Origin of the sequence: Streptomyces odontotermitis, assembly GCF_050510915.1 — a bacterium.
Lineage (GTDB): Bacteria > Actinomycetota > Actinomycetes > Streptomycetales > Streptomycetaceae > Streptomyces.
Map to the genome: position 1 here is coordinate 20,293 of NZ_JBNJLS010000015.1, position 13,216 is coordinate 33,508.

Below are 13,216 nucleotides of genomic sequence, written 5' to 3' on the forward strand. Positions count from 1 at the left end.
CCGGTCAGGCCGGGCTGGGCTTGGCGAGGAAGGTGTTGAGGCGCCGCACCATCGCACGCGCCGCACGGCCTGGGGACAGGCCGTCCAGCAGGGCCTGCTGGAGGACCTGCGACATCGCGTTCTGGAAGTCGGAGCCCGCGCCCGCGAACCAGACCGAGGGGTCGAGGACGACATGCTCCTGGGCCGCCTTGTAGTGCGCCTGCGGCAGCAGCTCCGCGTACTCCTCGGTCCGGGTGACCGGCCCGTACGCGGGGATGTGACCGGCACCCGCCCAGATCTGACCGGCCTTCAGGAGGGCGGCCACCGCACGGTGCGTGCGGCGCCGGTGCCGCTCGTCGGGGCGGTCGCGGCGGGGGAGCACGAAGGAGTGCGAGTCGGCGTAGACGGCAGGCGTGCCGAAGACGGTGGGGAACGGGGCCGCGCCCACCTTCTTGTCCGCGGCGCGGAAGGTGCCGAGCTCCCACTCGCCCGAGAGGATCATCGCGGTCTGCCGGTTGGAGAACGCGGCGATGCCCGACGCGTAGTCCAGGCGCCGGGGGTTGACCCGCCCGTCCACCAACTTCGCCATGAAGGCGATCACTTCGGCCATGCGGTCGACGTCCACCGCGGCCGGGCCGCCCTCGGGCAGCTGGAACGCGCCGCCCGTCTGCCGGTACAGCCCGTAGAACAGCCGCCAGCCCTGCGCGGGGTCGTTGGCGTACCCGAACGCGATGCCCTGCTTGCCGGACGCCTTCGCCAACTCTTTGCCTGCCGCGAGGAAACGGTCGGGCGAGGAGAACGCGTCCAGGTCGAGTGCGTCCTCCTTGGTGAGCAGACCGGCCTTCTTCGCGTGCTCCGGGTGGAAGAACACGATGAACGGGTGGGTGTCCAGCGGGATCGCGTACGTCTGTCCCCCGTACCGCGTCCGGGACCACACGACCTCGCTGAAGTCGCCTCGGCGGACGCCGTACCGGGCCAGCAGGTCGAGGTCCCAGGGATCCACGAGGCCGGTGGGCGCGTACCCCGCGAGCCGCGACATGTGCGCGATCGCCACGTCCGGGCCGCGCCCGCCGGCCGAGGCCATCGCGAGCTTCGTGTAGTACGGGGTGCCCCACTCCAGGACCGTGCGGTCGATGTGGGCGCCCGCCATGCCGGGCCGCGCGGCCCGGGCCATGTCGTCGAACAGGGCGCCGTCGGCCCCGCTGAACGGGTCCCACAGCCGGACGGCGGACTCGTCGGCCGCCAGTGCACTGCCGCAGCCGCTGAGCGCCCCGGCGCCGAGGGCCGCGGCTCCGGCGCCGAGCGCGGCCGTCAGCACGCGTCGCCTGGTGGGCGCGGGGCGACCGACGGCGGCAGGTATGCCGGTCATGAGGCTCCCTCAGGTGGTCGGCGGTCCAGGAGGACCGGGCGGGGCTGGGCGGTCACGGCCGGCGGCGGCCCTCGAAGGCCGGGGCGCGCAGCTGTGCGTCCCGCAGCAGCGCGGTGTCGACCTTCTCGCTGCGGTCGAAGCGGTAGACGCCGTTGCGCTCCTGGAAGACGTCGGTGAGCTGGGTGTAGCAGTAGCCGAACATGTCCGGGTCCTCCAGCAGCACCCCCGTCAGGCCGGTGAACCGGTCGACGAACTCGGCGGCGGTGCGCGGCCGTTCGCCGTACCCCCACGACGCGTCGCGCTCGTCGCCCGCCGCGTCGGCCGCGGCCTGCGGGTCCCACCAGATGCCGCCGAACTCGCTGCAGAAGTACGGCTGCCCCCGGTAGGGCACGGACCAAGGGCGCCCTTCGGGGCCGGAGTTGATGTACGGGGTGCCCTCGGCGAGACCGGACATGATCTTGGCGAAGGCCGCCGGGTCCTGCTCGTAGCAGTGCGAGTCGTACACGTCGGTCTCCGGCACGCGGTGAGCGTACCCGGACGCGTCGATCACCGGACGCGTGGCGTCGGCCTGCTTCGTGGCCAGGAACATCGCCCGCGTCACGTCGTCGAGCTGGGTGATGCGGTCGTGCAGCGGCTGGTACGTCTCGTTGAGCGGGCACCAGCCGACGATCGAGGGGTGCGAGTAGTCCCGCTCGACGGCCTCGAGCCACTGCGTCACGTACGAGGCGTCGGGGCGCTGGTTGTCGCCGCGCACGCCGACCTCGCAGCCCCAGTCGCCGAACTCGCCCCACACCAGGTAGCCGAGCCGGTCCGCGTGGTACAGGTACCGCTCCTCGAAGACCTTCTGGTGCAGCCGGGCGCCGTTGAAGCCCGCCGCGAGGCCGAGTTCGATGTCGCGGACGAGGTCGGCGTCGCTCGGCGCGGTCATCAGGCCGTCCGGGTAGTAGCCCTGGTCCAGCACGAGGCGCTGGAAGAGGGGCTCCCCGTTCAGCAGGAGCCGCTTGCCGTCGATCGAGACCGAGCGCAGCCCCGCGTAAGACCGCGCCCGGTCCACCGACCGGCCGTCCCCGTCGACGACTTCGAGGGTGAGGTCGTACAGATGCGGGTCCTGCGGCGACCAGACGCGCAGCCGCTCGGCAGGCACGGCGAGCGTCAGGCGGGGGCACAGGTCGAGATCGGCGCGGGCCTCGGCGGTGACGACGGTGCCGTGCTCGTCGGCGAGGGCGGCGCGCACCCGGTGCCCGGACGCGGTGCCGCTGAGCGGGAGTGCGAGGAAGAACGTCCCCGAGGCCAGGTCGGGCGTGATGCGCGGCCGCTGCAGCGCGACGCCGCGGGGCACGGGCTCCAGCCACACGGTCTGCCAGATGCCGGTCGTCCGGGTGTAGTGGCAGTGCGTGTTGGCGTACCAGGTGGCCTGCTTGCCGCGGGCCTGGACGCCGTGGCGGCTGTCGCGGGCCCGCACGACGACGGTCAACTCCTCGCCGGGGCGGGCCACATCGCCCAGGTCGGCGGTGAACGGGGTGAAGCCGCCGCGGTGCCGGGCGACCTCGACGCCGTCCACCCAGACGGTCGTGTCGTGGTCGACCGCGCCGAAGTGCAACAGGACCCGGGCGTCGCCCCAGGCGGCGGGCACGGTCACCGTGCGCCGGTACCAGACGGCCTCCAGGAAGTCCGTCTCGCCGACCCCGGACAGCTTCGACTCGGGGCAGAACGGCACGGTGATGCGGCCGGTCAACTCACGCTCCCGCAGCCCGCGTTCGAGCCCCGTGTCGGCGCGGTCGAGTTCGAACTGCCACTCGCCGTTGAGGTTGAGCCAGTCCTCGCGGGCGAACTGGGGGCGCGGGTACTCGGGGCGCGGCGGGGCAGGGGGGTGCGGGGCGGGCATGGTGCTCCTTGCTCGTGGGGGAGATGCCAGGCGGTGCGAGAGTCATGGCATCATGCGGATTACATCGATGTAAACATCTCCGTGGCCACGGAAGAGGGCCGGAGCGGATTCGTGAGGCTCGGTACGATCGCGGGCGGCGGACGGAAAGGAGTGCACAGCGTGGCGGCCAGACCCAGGATCAAGGACGTTGCGGAGTACGCGGGGGTCTCGCCCAAGACCGTCTCCAACGTGATCAACAACTTCGAGCACGTCTCGGACCACACGCGCGAAGCCGTGCGCGAGGCGATCGAAGCCCTCGGCTACCGGGTGAACATCGCCGGGCGCCAACTGCGCCAGGGCCGCACCGGCATGATCACCCTGGCCGTCCCCGAACTCGACGTCGCCTACTTCGCCGAACTGGCCAAGCACGTGATGCTCGAGGCCGACCGGCGGGGCCGGACCATGCTGCTGCACCAGACCGACGGCGTGCGCGAGCGCGAACTGGCCGCGCTGCACGGCTTCGACGCCCAGTTCTCCGACGGCGTCATCCTCAGCCCGCTCTCCCTGCGCCCCAGCGACCTCGTCACCCGCGACCGCGGGCTGCCCGTGGTGCTGCTCGGCGAACGCCCCGCCGAGGGCAGCACCGATCACGTGGCCATCGACAACGTACGGGCCGCGCGCGAGGCCACCGAACACCTCCTGTCCCGGGGCCGCCGCCGCATCGCCGTGGTCGGCGGCACGGTACGCGGCCGCCAGGGCACCGACCGGCTGCGCACCGACGGCTACCGCGAGGCGCTCCGGGCGGCGGGCGTGCCCTTCGACAGCGACCTCGTGGTGCCGGTGGACGCGTACCACTGGCAGGACGGCGCACGCGCCGCGGCAGAGCTGATGGACGTCCCGCACCGCCCCGACGCCCTGCTCTGCCTCAACGACCACCTCGCGCTCGGCGCGCTGCGGGCCCTGCACGAAGGAGGGTGCAGCGTCCCCGGCGACCTGGACGTGGTCGGCTTCGACGACATCGAGGCATCCCGCTTCAGCGTGCCCAGCCTGACCACGGTGGCCCCCGACAAGAGGGAGATCGCCCGCGCCGCGGTGACGCTGCTCCTGGAACGCATCGACGAACCCGGCGCCGGGCCGCTCCAGGACCATGTGGTCGGCCACGAGGTCATCGTGCGGGAGAGCACAGGGGGCTGACGCGCCGCCCCTGGGCGCCACCTGCTCCGCGTCCCTGCCCCTCCATCCCTCCCTCATCTCCCCTCGCCCTCTCCTCTGACAACGCCTGACAAGACCTGACAGCGCTTGGTCAGTGCGGTGACAGCCCTGCGTCAGGGCGGTCGGCGATCGTCAGGGAACTCGCTTCGACGGAGCGAGCACCCAGAGGGAGGGCCCGATGAACCGCACCGCGCACGACAGCACCACGCAGGACGGCGCCTCGAACGCCGACACGTCGCGTGCCGCCGCCCCGAGTGCCTGCTCCTCCTTCGTGCGCTTCGTCGTCTGCGGCGGCGGGGTCGGCCTCGCCTCCAGCGCGGTGGTCGCACTGCTCGCCGACGTGATGCCTTTCGCCCTGGCCAACGCGCTGATCACGGTCGTCTCCACGGTGCTCGCGACGGAGCTGCACGCGCGCTTCACGTTCGGGACGGGACCCTCGCAGGTCCGCACCACCCGGTGGGGCCTGCGCTGCGGACTGCGCCACCACCTGCAGTCCGCGGGGACCGCGGCGGCCGCGTACGTCGTGACGACGATCGCGGTGCTCGCCCTGCACGCGATCGCCGGCGCGCCGGGGATGGCCCTCGAGCAGACCGTCTACCTCTCGGCCTCGGCCCTGGCAGGCATCGGCCGCTTCCTGGCCCTGCGCCTGTACGTCTTCGCCGCGGGCCGCAAGACGAACGGCGTGGTCGCCGTCGCCCTGCCGACCGCGCCGACGACTCCGGCCCGCCGCGAGCTGCTCGCGACGGCTTCGTGAGCGGGCGGCGGGGGCGCACGGTCGCCACGGTCGCGCGATGGGGCACGATGCGGGGATGAGTACCGACCGCGACGAGGCGGAGTTGAGGCGGCTGCGACGCCGGTATGTCGCCGCTCGACGGCGCTACCTGCGCCTGAACCACGGGATCTTCCGCCTGACCGAGCGTCGGCTGGACCGATTCGCGCGGGAGCTGGCCCGCACCGCGCACGCCCTCACACCTCGCGAACTCGGAATCCTCCTGGACAGCGGATGGCGGGAACGCAAGACCGCGGCCTGGCTCATCGCCATAGCCGGCCGCACGGAGTTCCGGCCACGCCTTGGAAAGATGCTCCTGGCCGACGAGATGCCCTTCGCCGGGCACGCGTACTGCATCACCTTGGCCACCTTCGGCACCGAAGAAGACGCCGACCTGCTGAGTGCCTACCTCGATCGCTACTTGGCGCGACCCGATCTGGACTACGACCAGGTGTCAGCCATCGGTGCCCTGCTCCACCTCGACGACGCCCACGGGTCCGACCGCGCGGCCCGCTTCCTCGCTCCGGGAGGCCCTTGGCAGCAATGGGTGCAAGTACAGCCCGCCAGGCGCGAGGTGGAGCCTGTCGGCTGGCAGGAGACCATGACCCGCTTCTGCGCCTTCGTGCAGGAAGCCGCCCGGCACTACGAAGCGCGCCGCGCCTGACGCCACGGCCCAGGCGCCGTCAGCGGTCAGCGCACGTCTCGCGCACATACCCCTGCTCGCCCGCCGGCACGACATCCAGGTCCCGGCGGACGATGCTGAGCTTCTCGCCCCAGCCCGCGCATGCCTTGTCCAGGCCCCGCTCGGTGTACTCGATGACGAGCACGTGGGCGCCGAACGCCTTCGTGTAGGCGCCGCACTCGTCGTACTGGCCGCACTCCTCCACCACGGCGAAGTCGAGGCCGACCTGCTTGCGGTCCCGGGCCAGGGCCGAGGTGTTCTTCTGGCCGATGGCCAGGCCCTTCCTGTGGGCGTGCTCGGCGAGGAGATGCAGGAACGCCTTGGCGTCGGCGGCGGTCAGCAGGCCCTTGGGGGCGCGGGTGTAGCTGTCGTAGTTGTCGGGCTCCACGGCCTTGAATCCCTTGGCCGCGCAGGAGTCGATCCATGTGTCGACCTTGAGGGCCACCCGCTCGCGCTTGGCCGGGGTGCCGATGTCCAGGATCGCCTCGTCCCAGTCCTTGTCCATGACGACCTTGCCCGCGTCGTCGCGCAGGAGCAGGTCGTCGTCCCAGTCGTCCTCCGCGCCGGGCTGGGCCTGGAAGGCGTTGACGTAGCAGATGCCGTAACGGCCGTGTGCGGGCGAGGCGGTGTGGTCGCGGATCACGACGGACACACCGTCGGGCGGGGTGTAGGGGCCGCCGAGCTGGTAGTCGAAGTCGGCGTGCGCGGGAGGCGGAGTCACGGCGGCGGTGGAGGCGGCGGGTGAGCCGTCGGACGTCTCGGGCGTGCCTCCGCCGCCCGTGCACGCCGTGGCCAGGAGCGAGAGGACGGCCGTCGCGCCTGCGAGGGCGAGCAGAGGCCGGTGCGGGCGAACTCGCTTGGTGCGCATGAGTGGTGGGCTCCGAAGAGGAGAGGGACACGTCCCCGCCTCGGACGCGGACAGCGGTCCTGGCGACTCGGTCCGGGCTTACGGCTCAGGGCCTGGTTCACCGGCTGGGCGTGCCTCTGGGCTGGTGGTCACGCCAGCCGAAAGCGAACGTAATCGATGGAAAACACCACGTCAAACGCATCAGGGCGCCTCAGACCAGCGTGATCCGTCCCCCCGTCTCGGCGATCGCCTTCAGCTCGTCCCCGGAAGCGCGGGCATGCGTGATGAGCGTGTGCACGGCTGCCGTGGGGCAGATCTTCGCGAAGGTCGCGCGGCCGAGCTTGGTGTGGTCGGTGACCACGACAGTCCTGCTGCTGTGCTGTGCTGCGCGAAAGCGCGGTCGGTGGCCGCCTCCACCTGGTCGTGCGTGGTGCAGCCGTGGGCCGCGCTGATGCCGTCCACGCCGAGGAAGGCGATGTCGGTGTGGTGGTCGGCGAGGGTCTTCTCCGCGCTGGGGCCGACCAGTTCGTAGCTCTCCTTGCGCGCGGTCCCGCCGGTCACGGTCAGCGCGACGTCGGGGCGCAGCACGAGAGCGGCCGCGATGTTCACGGCGTTGGTGACGACGGTGACGGGCCCGCGGTCGGCGAGCAGCTGGGCCACCTCGCTGGTGGTGCTCCCGCCGGTCAGGCCGACCACGGCACCGGCGGGCACCAGCTCGGCGGCGGCGCGCGCGATGGCCTGCTTGTGCGGGGAGAGCTGGTCCAGCCTGTGCCGCAGGGGCAGGTCGATGCCGAGGCCGCCGAGCACCGCGCCGCCGTGCGTGCGCTCGAGCAGGCGCCGCTCGCTGAGCTGTTGCAGGTCCCGGCGCACGGTGGCCCGCGAGACGCCAAGGAGTTCGGAGAGCCGGTTCACGTCCGCGCTGCCGTGCGCGGTGACATGCTCGAGTATCCGGCTGTGGCGGTCGCTTCTCAGGCTGTGGCGGTCGCTCTGTGGCGGTCGCTTCTCAGTAAGCGGCGAGCATAGCCCCGTACCGCCGTCGCGATCAGCGAATGCGCATGAAGTGTGCTTGCTACTGCGTGAGTTGGGTCCCTTCTGCTCGTGTTCGATCTCTTGACATGGTCGAGGGTGCTCGATTTGCTCCCTGGCACGCCGATGCCGAGCACTCGGCGCAGAGGTACGCCTAGCCGGTAGTTGGCCTTCGCCGTGAGCCCGGACTGAGTCGCCAGGACCGTTCTGGGTCCGAGGCGGGGACGTGCCCTCCACATCTGGAGCTCTCCCATGAGCCTCAATCGTGTGTTGCGCAGGACCATGACCGCGACCGCCGCCCTCGCGGCCGGAGCGGCGGCCTGCCTGCTCGTCCCCTCGTCGGCGTCGGCCGGAGCGAACGCGGGCACCGCGGGCAGCGCGGGCAGCGCGGGCAGCGCGGGCAGCGCGGGCAGCGCGGCCAACGCGGTCAGCCTGCCGCCCGCCCACGCCGGTTTCGACCACCAGATCGGCGGCGCCTACACCCCGCCGTCCGGAGTGAAGGTCGTCAGCCGGGACCACGGCGCCTCGCCCGCGCCCGGCCTCTACAACATCTGCTACGTCAACGCCTTCCGGGCCCAGATCGGCGCGGAGGGGGAGTGGGACGACGACCTGCTCCTGCGCGACGGAAACGGGGACGTCGTCTACGACGGGGACTGGGGCGAGGCGGTCCTCGACATCCGCACCGCGGACAAGCGGCAGCGCATCGCCGCCAAGGTGGGCGGCTGGATCGACGGCTGCGCGGACAAGGGGTTCCAGGCCGTCGAGCCGGACAACTGCGACACCTTCACCCGCTTCTCCCCGTACCTGACGGCCGACCAGGCCAAGGCGTACATCTCCCTGCTGGCCGACCGCGCGCACGGCCGGGGCCTGGCCATCGCCCAGAAGAACACAGGGGAACTGGCCGGCGCGGGCAAGGAGACCGGCCTGGACTTCGCCGTCGTCGAGGAGTGCGGCCCTTACGACGAGTGCGGTGACTTTACCGCCGTGCCCGCCACACCCGCCGCCCGCGCGGCCCACGAAGTGATCGCCCTCGACTGGGCCGACGAGCGATCGGTCGTCCAGACCCGCTACCCCACCACCCAACTGGTGCTGCTGCTGGCCCACTTGGGGCAGGACATCGACCGCGCGCTCTCCGACGTGACGCACGCCCTCACCGCACCTCTGGAACCCGAACTGACGACGGCCCGGCAGATCACCTTCCTCGGTGAGGGCTGGCACACCGGACTCGCCCACGAGGCCGCGCTCAAGGTGCGGGAGGCCGCCGTCCATTGGACCGAGTCGTACGCCGCCATGGAGTACCGCCACGGCCCCATCGCCGTGGCGGCACCCGGGCGGGCGGTAGGGAGCCTGTCCCCGCTTCCGCCCGCCCTCGCCGACCGGATCAGGGCCACGGGCGCCCACCTGCGCCCACCCCGCCTGCAGCCGCTCGCCGAGCTCGTCCTCGCCCAGCGCCTCGCGGTGCGCCTGGCCGAGGACGCGGGCCGCGACCCCGATCGGCCCGCCCAGCTGACCCGATCGGTGGTCCGCACCTGACCGCGCCCTGCGTGGGTGGTGGACCGTAGGAGGGGTATTCGGGACGAAGAGGGCCCTGCGCCACGAGGCGTCCGGGCCGGACAGCCGGAGGCGACCCATGGGTGATCTCGACGGACCGGTGGTGCTGCTCGTGATCGCGGGGGTGCTGCTCGTGGTGGCGGCGGGTTTCGCACTCGTCCTGCTCCTGCGGCTCCTGCGCGCCCGGCGGGTCCTGCGCGATGCGGGTGTCCCGGTGGAGAACAAGCTCGCCTTCTGGGGCGCGCTGATCTACGTGATCTCCCCGGTCGACCTGCTGCCGGACCCCGTCTACCTGGACGACATCGGCGTCCTGCTGCTCGCCCTGCGCGCCCTGCACACGGCGGCCGAACGCAAGGGCCTGCCCGCCGGGCGGCGCACGGGCGCCTGATGAGTCCCCGTCACCGGTCGGGCGTCGCGACGGTGGTGGTGACCGGTGTGCCCGCCTCGACCGTGCGGCTGACCGTGCAGAGGCGGTCGTGAGAGGTCTTGACGGCCCGGGGCAGGATGGTCCGGGCGCGGTCGCCGGACTCCCCGTCCGGGAACGCCACGGTGAAGGTGACGTCCAGGTCCGTCATGCGGTTGCCCTGCTCGTCCTCGATCTTGTGGCCGGTCACGGTCAGGGAGAATGCGGTGGCCTCGGCATGGCGGGTCGTGGCGACGTCGACGTCGGCCGCGGAGCAGCCGCCGATCGCGGCGAGGAAGAGCTCGACCGGGGTGAAGCCGTCGTCGGAGCCGGTGCTGAAGGTCACCGTGCCACCGCGGACGTTGGTGGCGGTGAACTGGCCGGGGCCGGTGCGCTCGACCGTGACGGAACGCAGGGAGTTGTCAGTCATGCCCCCGACACTAAAGCGACCGTCCCGAAAGCGCCCGTGCGACAGCGAAACCGCCCACGACCAGGGTTCGCCCCGTGCCCTCGGGTCCGTGCCCGCGGGTGCAGGCGTCTACGCCAGGTCCAGGTCGGCGCGCAGCAGGTGGTGGTCCGAGTACGGGCTGGGATGCACCTGGTGCGAGAGCGAGGTGACGCCGCCGCGCAGGAAGACGTAGTCGAACTTGAGCTGCCAGTCCGTGGTCGGCTCGCAATCGCCCGTCGACGGGGGACGGCACCCGGGGTCCGTGTCCGTGGCGATCCCCCACATCCTGGTGATCTCGGAGGAGTCCGGCACGGCGTTGAAGTCGCCGAGCACGATGGTGCGGTCGTGCCGGGCGACTTCCTTGGCGAACACGCCGACCTGGCGCGCCCGGACCTCCTCCTGGCGTCGCTGGGCGAGGTGGGTGTTGAAGATCCGCACGGACCGGCCGTCCACCTCGGTGGTGACGGCCATGTACCCGCGGTCCTCGGAGCCGCCGTCGGGGTACTCCGTGCTCACGCGGTCCTTCATCGGCGCCGCCGAGAGGATCGCCTGACCGTAGGCCCCCGGGTTCCAGAACCAGCCCCCGCAGCGGCTCCCCTTGCGCAGCACCGACCCGTATGCGACGTGGTAGGTCAGCCCGTAGAACCGCTTCAGATAGTCGCGGATCCTCTCCACGTCACGCACGCACGCCTCTTGCAGGCCGATGACCTGCGGCGCGTACGTGGCGATCTCCGCAGCCCGGCCCGCGTTGTTGTCGCTGCCGCAGGGGTTGCAGATGTTCCACGTCATGACCCGATTCGGCACGACGGCCTTCTCGGCGTCGGGCGGCAACTGTTGGGCGACGAGGGCACCACTGGGCGCGCTGGGGCCGATGAGCACCAAGCAGAGCCCGGCCAGCACGCCCGCGAACAACCGTGTGCCCCGTCCGACCACCATCGCCTCCTCACAGTGGATGCACGTAGCATCACCTCGCGTCTTCGTGCACGAGGGTATGGGACGGGTTGTCAGGGGGCCGTGTGGTGTGGCGGATCGCGCCGCACTCGGCCAGATGCGGCCGTGACCAGGCGACCTGCCGCCCCGGCTCTCCGAGCAGCCGATCTTCTACCCGGTCCTCAACGAGGACTACGCCGTCAAGATCGCGCGGGACTGGAACGTCAAGCACGACGGCGCCGGTTTCGTCACCCGGTTCGAGGTCGAGTCGGAATTCCTGCGCAGGTACCCGGTCCAACAGGCAGGCGGACGGACGATCCTCGAACTGTGGGTGCCGGCCGAGGAACTGGACGAGTTCAACGCCCACATCGTCGGCCGGATCCAGGTGGTGCACGAGTTCCGCTGAAGCAGGTCACGTACGGTGCACCCCGTGAGTGCCGATCCCATGGACCCCGTCGACATCGCCGCCTTCACCACCGCGCACCCGGAGCGTCCGCCCGCCCCGGTCGCCGTCGACTGGGCGGCGGTCGAGCGGTGGCTCGGGCTCACCCTGCCCGATGACTACAAGCGTCTGGCGGACGCGCACGGGCCGCTGGACTTCGGCGAGTACCTGTGGATCCACGTGCCGTGCGCCGAAGAGAGCCGCTTCGACTATGGGGAGTGGCTGCGCGAGACGCACCGCGAAACCCGTATCGCCGCGCGCCGACTCCCGGACGCGGAGCGGCCCGCCGTCCACCCCGAGCCGGGCGGGCTGCTCGCCTGGGGCACGAGCCGGGGCGGAGACACGCTGTACTGGGACACCTCCGCGTCCGCCGACCCGAACGCGTGGACGGTGGTGGTGCGCCACCAGGGCGCTGTCCCGGGCAGCGGCCTCGAACCCTGGCACCCCTACGAACTCACCCTCACCGGCTATCTGCGCCACACCGTGCGCGACGGCTGGGAACTCCCTTGCCCGCCGGGCCCGTTGCTCGGCCCGCTGCCCGGGAGCGCGGCCCGCACCGCGTTCCTGCCGACCGCCGCGCCCTGGACCCCGCCCGCCCCCACCGGTGCACGGCTGAGCGAGGCGCAGCGCCGCACCGCCCTGGACACCGGCACCGGCCTGGACGCGCTGACCCTCCTGACCGCGCCACCCGCCACGCCCTACCTGGGCGGCGGCAGTTGGCAGGAGCTCTACGAGGAGTTGGGCACGCGCCTGCCGCGCGAGTACGTCACGCTCATGGAGCGCTACGGCGCGGGCTGCTGGAGCCACTGGCTGCGCTTCCTCACCCCGCTGCGCACGGCGGGCGGAAAGCGCTACGCCGACCACATCGCGACGACCCGGGACGCGTACGGGCAGCTCAAGTCCGGCTTCCCGGAGTCGTTTCCGCTCGCGGTGTGGCCCGAGCCCGGCGGCTTCCTGCCCTTCGCCAACTCCGTCGACGGCGACGAGATCGGCTGGCTCACGCGGGGCGACACCCCCGACGACTGGCCCCTGATCGTGTGGCCCCGCCACGCCGACCAGGGCCCGCCCCTGGAGCAGGGCCTCGTCGACACGCTGCTCGCCTGGCAGCGCGGCACCTTCGACACCGAGGGCCTGCCCGGCCTGGACGAGGACGACGACCCGGTGGAGTGTGCGGTGTTCGAGGCGTGGGACGAGCGCGCCTACTGGTGAGCGGGCGTCAGGGCGGTCGCGAACGCCTCGATCGTGCGGCGGCGCGCGGTGAGGAAGGCGAGCCAGGAGCCGTCCGCGTAGTGGACCCGGAAGCGGGCCATGAGCTGCAGCCGCGGACGGCGCTCCACGTGCGCCACCCAGGCGCGGGGGACCTCCCAGACCGGGGTGCCGTCCAGGTGCTTGACGAGGCCGACCCGCTGGTCCGTCACGCGCAGCAGCAGTGCGCCGGAGGTGGGCGGCATGGCCGCCGCGATGCTCTGGGCGTCGCCGGACTGGGCGCCGTACCGGTGCATCAGGTGGTCACCGAGCTGCCCGCCGAGCTTGCCGTGTTTGAGTTTGACGCCTTGGGCGCTCTTGACCGGGACGACGATGCCGTAGGAGAGAAGCTGCTCTCCGGGCGCCAACTGGCTGAGGGCGGACTGCTGTTGGACGGATATGGCTTCCGGCATGGTGGTGCTGCTCCCCGTGATCTTCGCGACGCTGTC

Annotated in this window: 12 protein-coding genes and 2 pseudogenes; 7 read left to right on the forward strand and 7 right to left on the reverse strand. The window is 72.0% G+C overall.

The window, feature by feature from the left end; all coding sequences use genetic code 11:
- Positions 1 to 4: 4 nt before the first annotated feature.
- Positions 5 to 1,348, reverse strand: coding sequence for an extracellular solute-binding protein (locus ACQB60_RS31555; protein ID WP_496929517.1), 1,344 nt, complete (start codon positions 1,346 to 1,348; stop codon positions 5 to 7).
- A gap of 52 nt (positions 1,349 to 1,400) precedes the next feature.
- A complete protein-coding gene (locus ACQB60_RS31560; protein WP_496929518.1) occupies positions 1,401 to 3,233 on the reverse strand; it encodes a glycoside hydrolase family 2 protein in 1,833 nt (610 codons plus the stop codon).
- Between the two features lie 159 nt (positions 3,234 to 3,392).
- On the opposite strand from ACQB60_RS31560, the gene ACQB60_RS31565 reads away from it, so the two are divergent.
- The 3 genes from ACQB60_RS31565 to ACQB60_RS31575 all read left to right on the forward strand — a co-directional run bounded on the left by ACQB60_RS31565 (position 3,393) and on the right by ACQB60_RS31575 (position 5,857).
- Positions 3,393 to 4,406: a LacI family DNA-binding transcriptional regulator gene (locus ACQB60_RS31565; protein WP_496929519.1), complete on the forward strand. Its 1,014-nt coding sequence runs from the start codon at positions 3,393 to 3,395 to the stop codon at positions 4,404 to 4,406.
- A gap of 196 nt (positions 4,407 to 4,602) precedes the next feature.
- The gene (locus ACQB60_RS31570) at positions 4,603 to 5,178 is read left to right on the forward strand and encodes a GtrA family protein (protein WP_496929520.1); all 576 of its coding nucleotides are present in this window, start codon (positions 4,603 to 4,605) and stop codon (positions 5,176 to 5,178) included.
- A 55-nt stretch (positions 5,179 to 5,233) separates the two neighbouring features.
- Positions 5,234 to 5,857 carry a DUF6000 family protein gene (locus ACQB60_RS31575; protein ID WP_496929521.1) on the forward strand — a complete coding sequence of 208 codons (624 nt, stop codon included), beginning with the start codon at positions 5,234 to 5,236 and terminating at the stop codon, positions 5,855 to 5,857.
- 19 nt (positions 5,858 to 5,876) lie between these two features.
- Here ACQB60_RS31575 and ACQB60_RS31580 read toward each other — a convergent pair whose 3' ends face one another.
- Both ACQB60_RS31580 and ACQB60_RS31585 read right to left on the reverse strand, forming a co-directional pair.
- Positions 5,877 to 6,743: an endo alpha-1,4 polygalactosaminidase gene (locus ACQB60_RS31580; protein ID WP_496929522.1), complete on the reverse strand. Its 867-nt coding sequence runs from the start codon at positions 6,741 to 6,743 to the stop codon at positions 5,877 to 5,879.
- A 231-nt stretch (positions 6,744 to 6,974) separates the two neighbouring features.
- Positions 6,975 to 7,634: a DeoR/GlpR family DNA-binding transcription regulator gene (locus ACQB60_RS31585; protein WP_496929523.1), complete on the reverse strand. Its 660-nt coding sequence runs from the start codon at positions 7,632 to 7,634 to the stop codon at positions 6,975 to 6,977.
- A 396-nt stretch (positions 7,635 to 8,030) separates the two neighbouring features.
- Between ACQB60_RS31585 and ACQB60_RS31590 the strand changes: the two are divergent.
- Positions 8,031 to 8,726 (forward strand): annotated as a pseudogene (locus ACQB60_RS31590) (endo alpha-1,4 polygalactosaminidase); the annotation flags it as partial.
- A gap of 652 nt (positions 8,727 to 9,378) precedes the next feature.
- A complete protein-coding gene (locus tag ACQB60_RS31595; RefSeq protein WP_496929524.1) occupies positions 9,379 to 9,687 on the forward strand; it encodes a YkvA family protein in 309 nt (102 codons plus the stop codon).
- 10 nt (positions 9,688 to 9,697) lie between these two features.
- Here ACQB60_RS31595 and ACQB60_RS31600 read toward each other — a convergent pair whose 3' ends face one another.
- Positions 9,698 to 10,132, reverse strand: coding sequence for an OsmC family protein (locus tag ACQB60_RS31600; RefSeq protein WP_496929525.1), 435 nt, complete (start codon positions 10,130 to 10,132; stop codon positions 9,698 to 9,700).
- A gap of 108 nt (positions 10,133 to 10,240) precedes the next feature.
- A complete protein-coding gene (locus ACQB60_RS31605) occupies positions 10,241 to 11,086 on the reverse strand; it encodes an endonuclease/exonuclease/phosphatase family protein (protein ID WP_496929526.1) in 846 nt (281 codons plus the stop codon).
- A 136-nt stretch (positions 11,087 to 11,222) separates the two neighbouring features.
- Between ACQB60_RS31605 and ACQB60_RS31610 the strand changes: the two are divergent.
- A pseudogene (locus ACQB60_RS31610) lies at positions 11,223 to 11,486 on the forward strand (hypothetical protein); the annotation flags it as partial.
- Positions 11,487 to 11,510: 24 nt separating this feature from the next.
- On the forward strand, positions 11,511 to 12,731 hold the full coding sequence (locus ACQB60_RS31615) for an SMI1/KNR4 family protein (RefSeq protein WP_496929527.1): 1,221 nt from the start codon (positions 11,511 to 11,513) through the stop codon (positions 12,729 to 12,731).
- On the opposite strand, the gene ACQB60_RS31620 is transcribed toward ACQB60_RS31615, so the two are convergent.
- Positions 12,722 to 13,180, reverse strand: a complete 459-nt coding sequence (locus tag ACQB60_RS31620) for a hypothetical protein (protein ID WP_496929528.1) — start codon at positions 13,178 to 13,180, stop codon at positions 12,722 to 12,724. The two genes, ACQB60_RS31615 and ACQB60_RS31620, sit on opposite strands and share 10 nt — an antisense overlap.
- Positions 13,181 to 13,216 lie beyond the last annotated feature (36 nt).

Bases quoted from the DNA above. Each gene is read 5' to 3' on its own strand.
- ACQB60_RS31555 (WP_496929517.1), bottom strand. From the start codon at position 1,348: ATGACCGGCATACCTGCCGCCGTCGGTCGCCCCGCGCCCACCAGGCGA.
- ACQB60_RS31560 (WP_496929518.1), bottom strand. From the start codon at position 3,233: ATGCCCGCCCCGCACCCCCCTGCCCCGCCGCGCCCCGAGTACCCGCGC.
- ACQB60_RS31570 (WP_496929520.1), top strand. From the start codon at position 4,603: ATGAACCGCACCGCGCACGACAGCACCACGCAGGACGGCGCCTCGAAC.
- ACQB60_RS31575 (WP_496929521.1), top strand. From the start codon at position 5,234: ATGAGTACCGACCGCGACGAGGCGGAGTTGAGGCGGCTGCGACGCCGG.
- ACQB60_RS31580 (WP_496929522.1), bottom strand. From the start codon at position 6,743: ATGCGCACCAAGCGAGTTCGCCCGCACCGGCCTCTGCTCGCCCTCGCA.
- ACQB60_RS31595 (WP_496929524.1), top strand. From the start codon at position 9,379: ATGGGTGATCTCGACGGACCGGTGGTGCTGCTCGTGATCGCGGGGGTG.
- ACQB60_RS31600 (WP_496929525.1), bottom strand. From the start codon at position 10,132: ATGACTGACAACTCCCTGCGTTCCGTCACGGTCGAGCGCACCGGCCCC.
- ACQB60_RS31605 (WP_496929526.1), bottom strand. From the start codon at position 11,086: ATGGTGGTCGGACGGGGCACACGGTTGTTCGCGGGCGTGCTGGCCGGG.
- ACQB60_RS31620 (WP_496929528.1), bottom strand. From the start codon at position 13,180: ATGCCGGAAGCCATATCCGTCCAACAGCAGTCCGCCCTCAGCCAGTTG.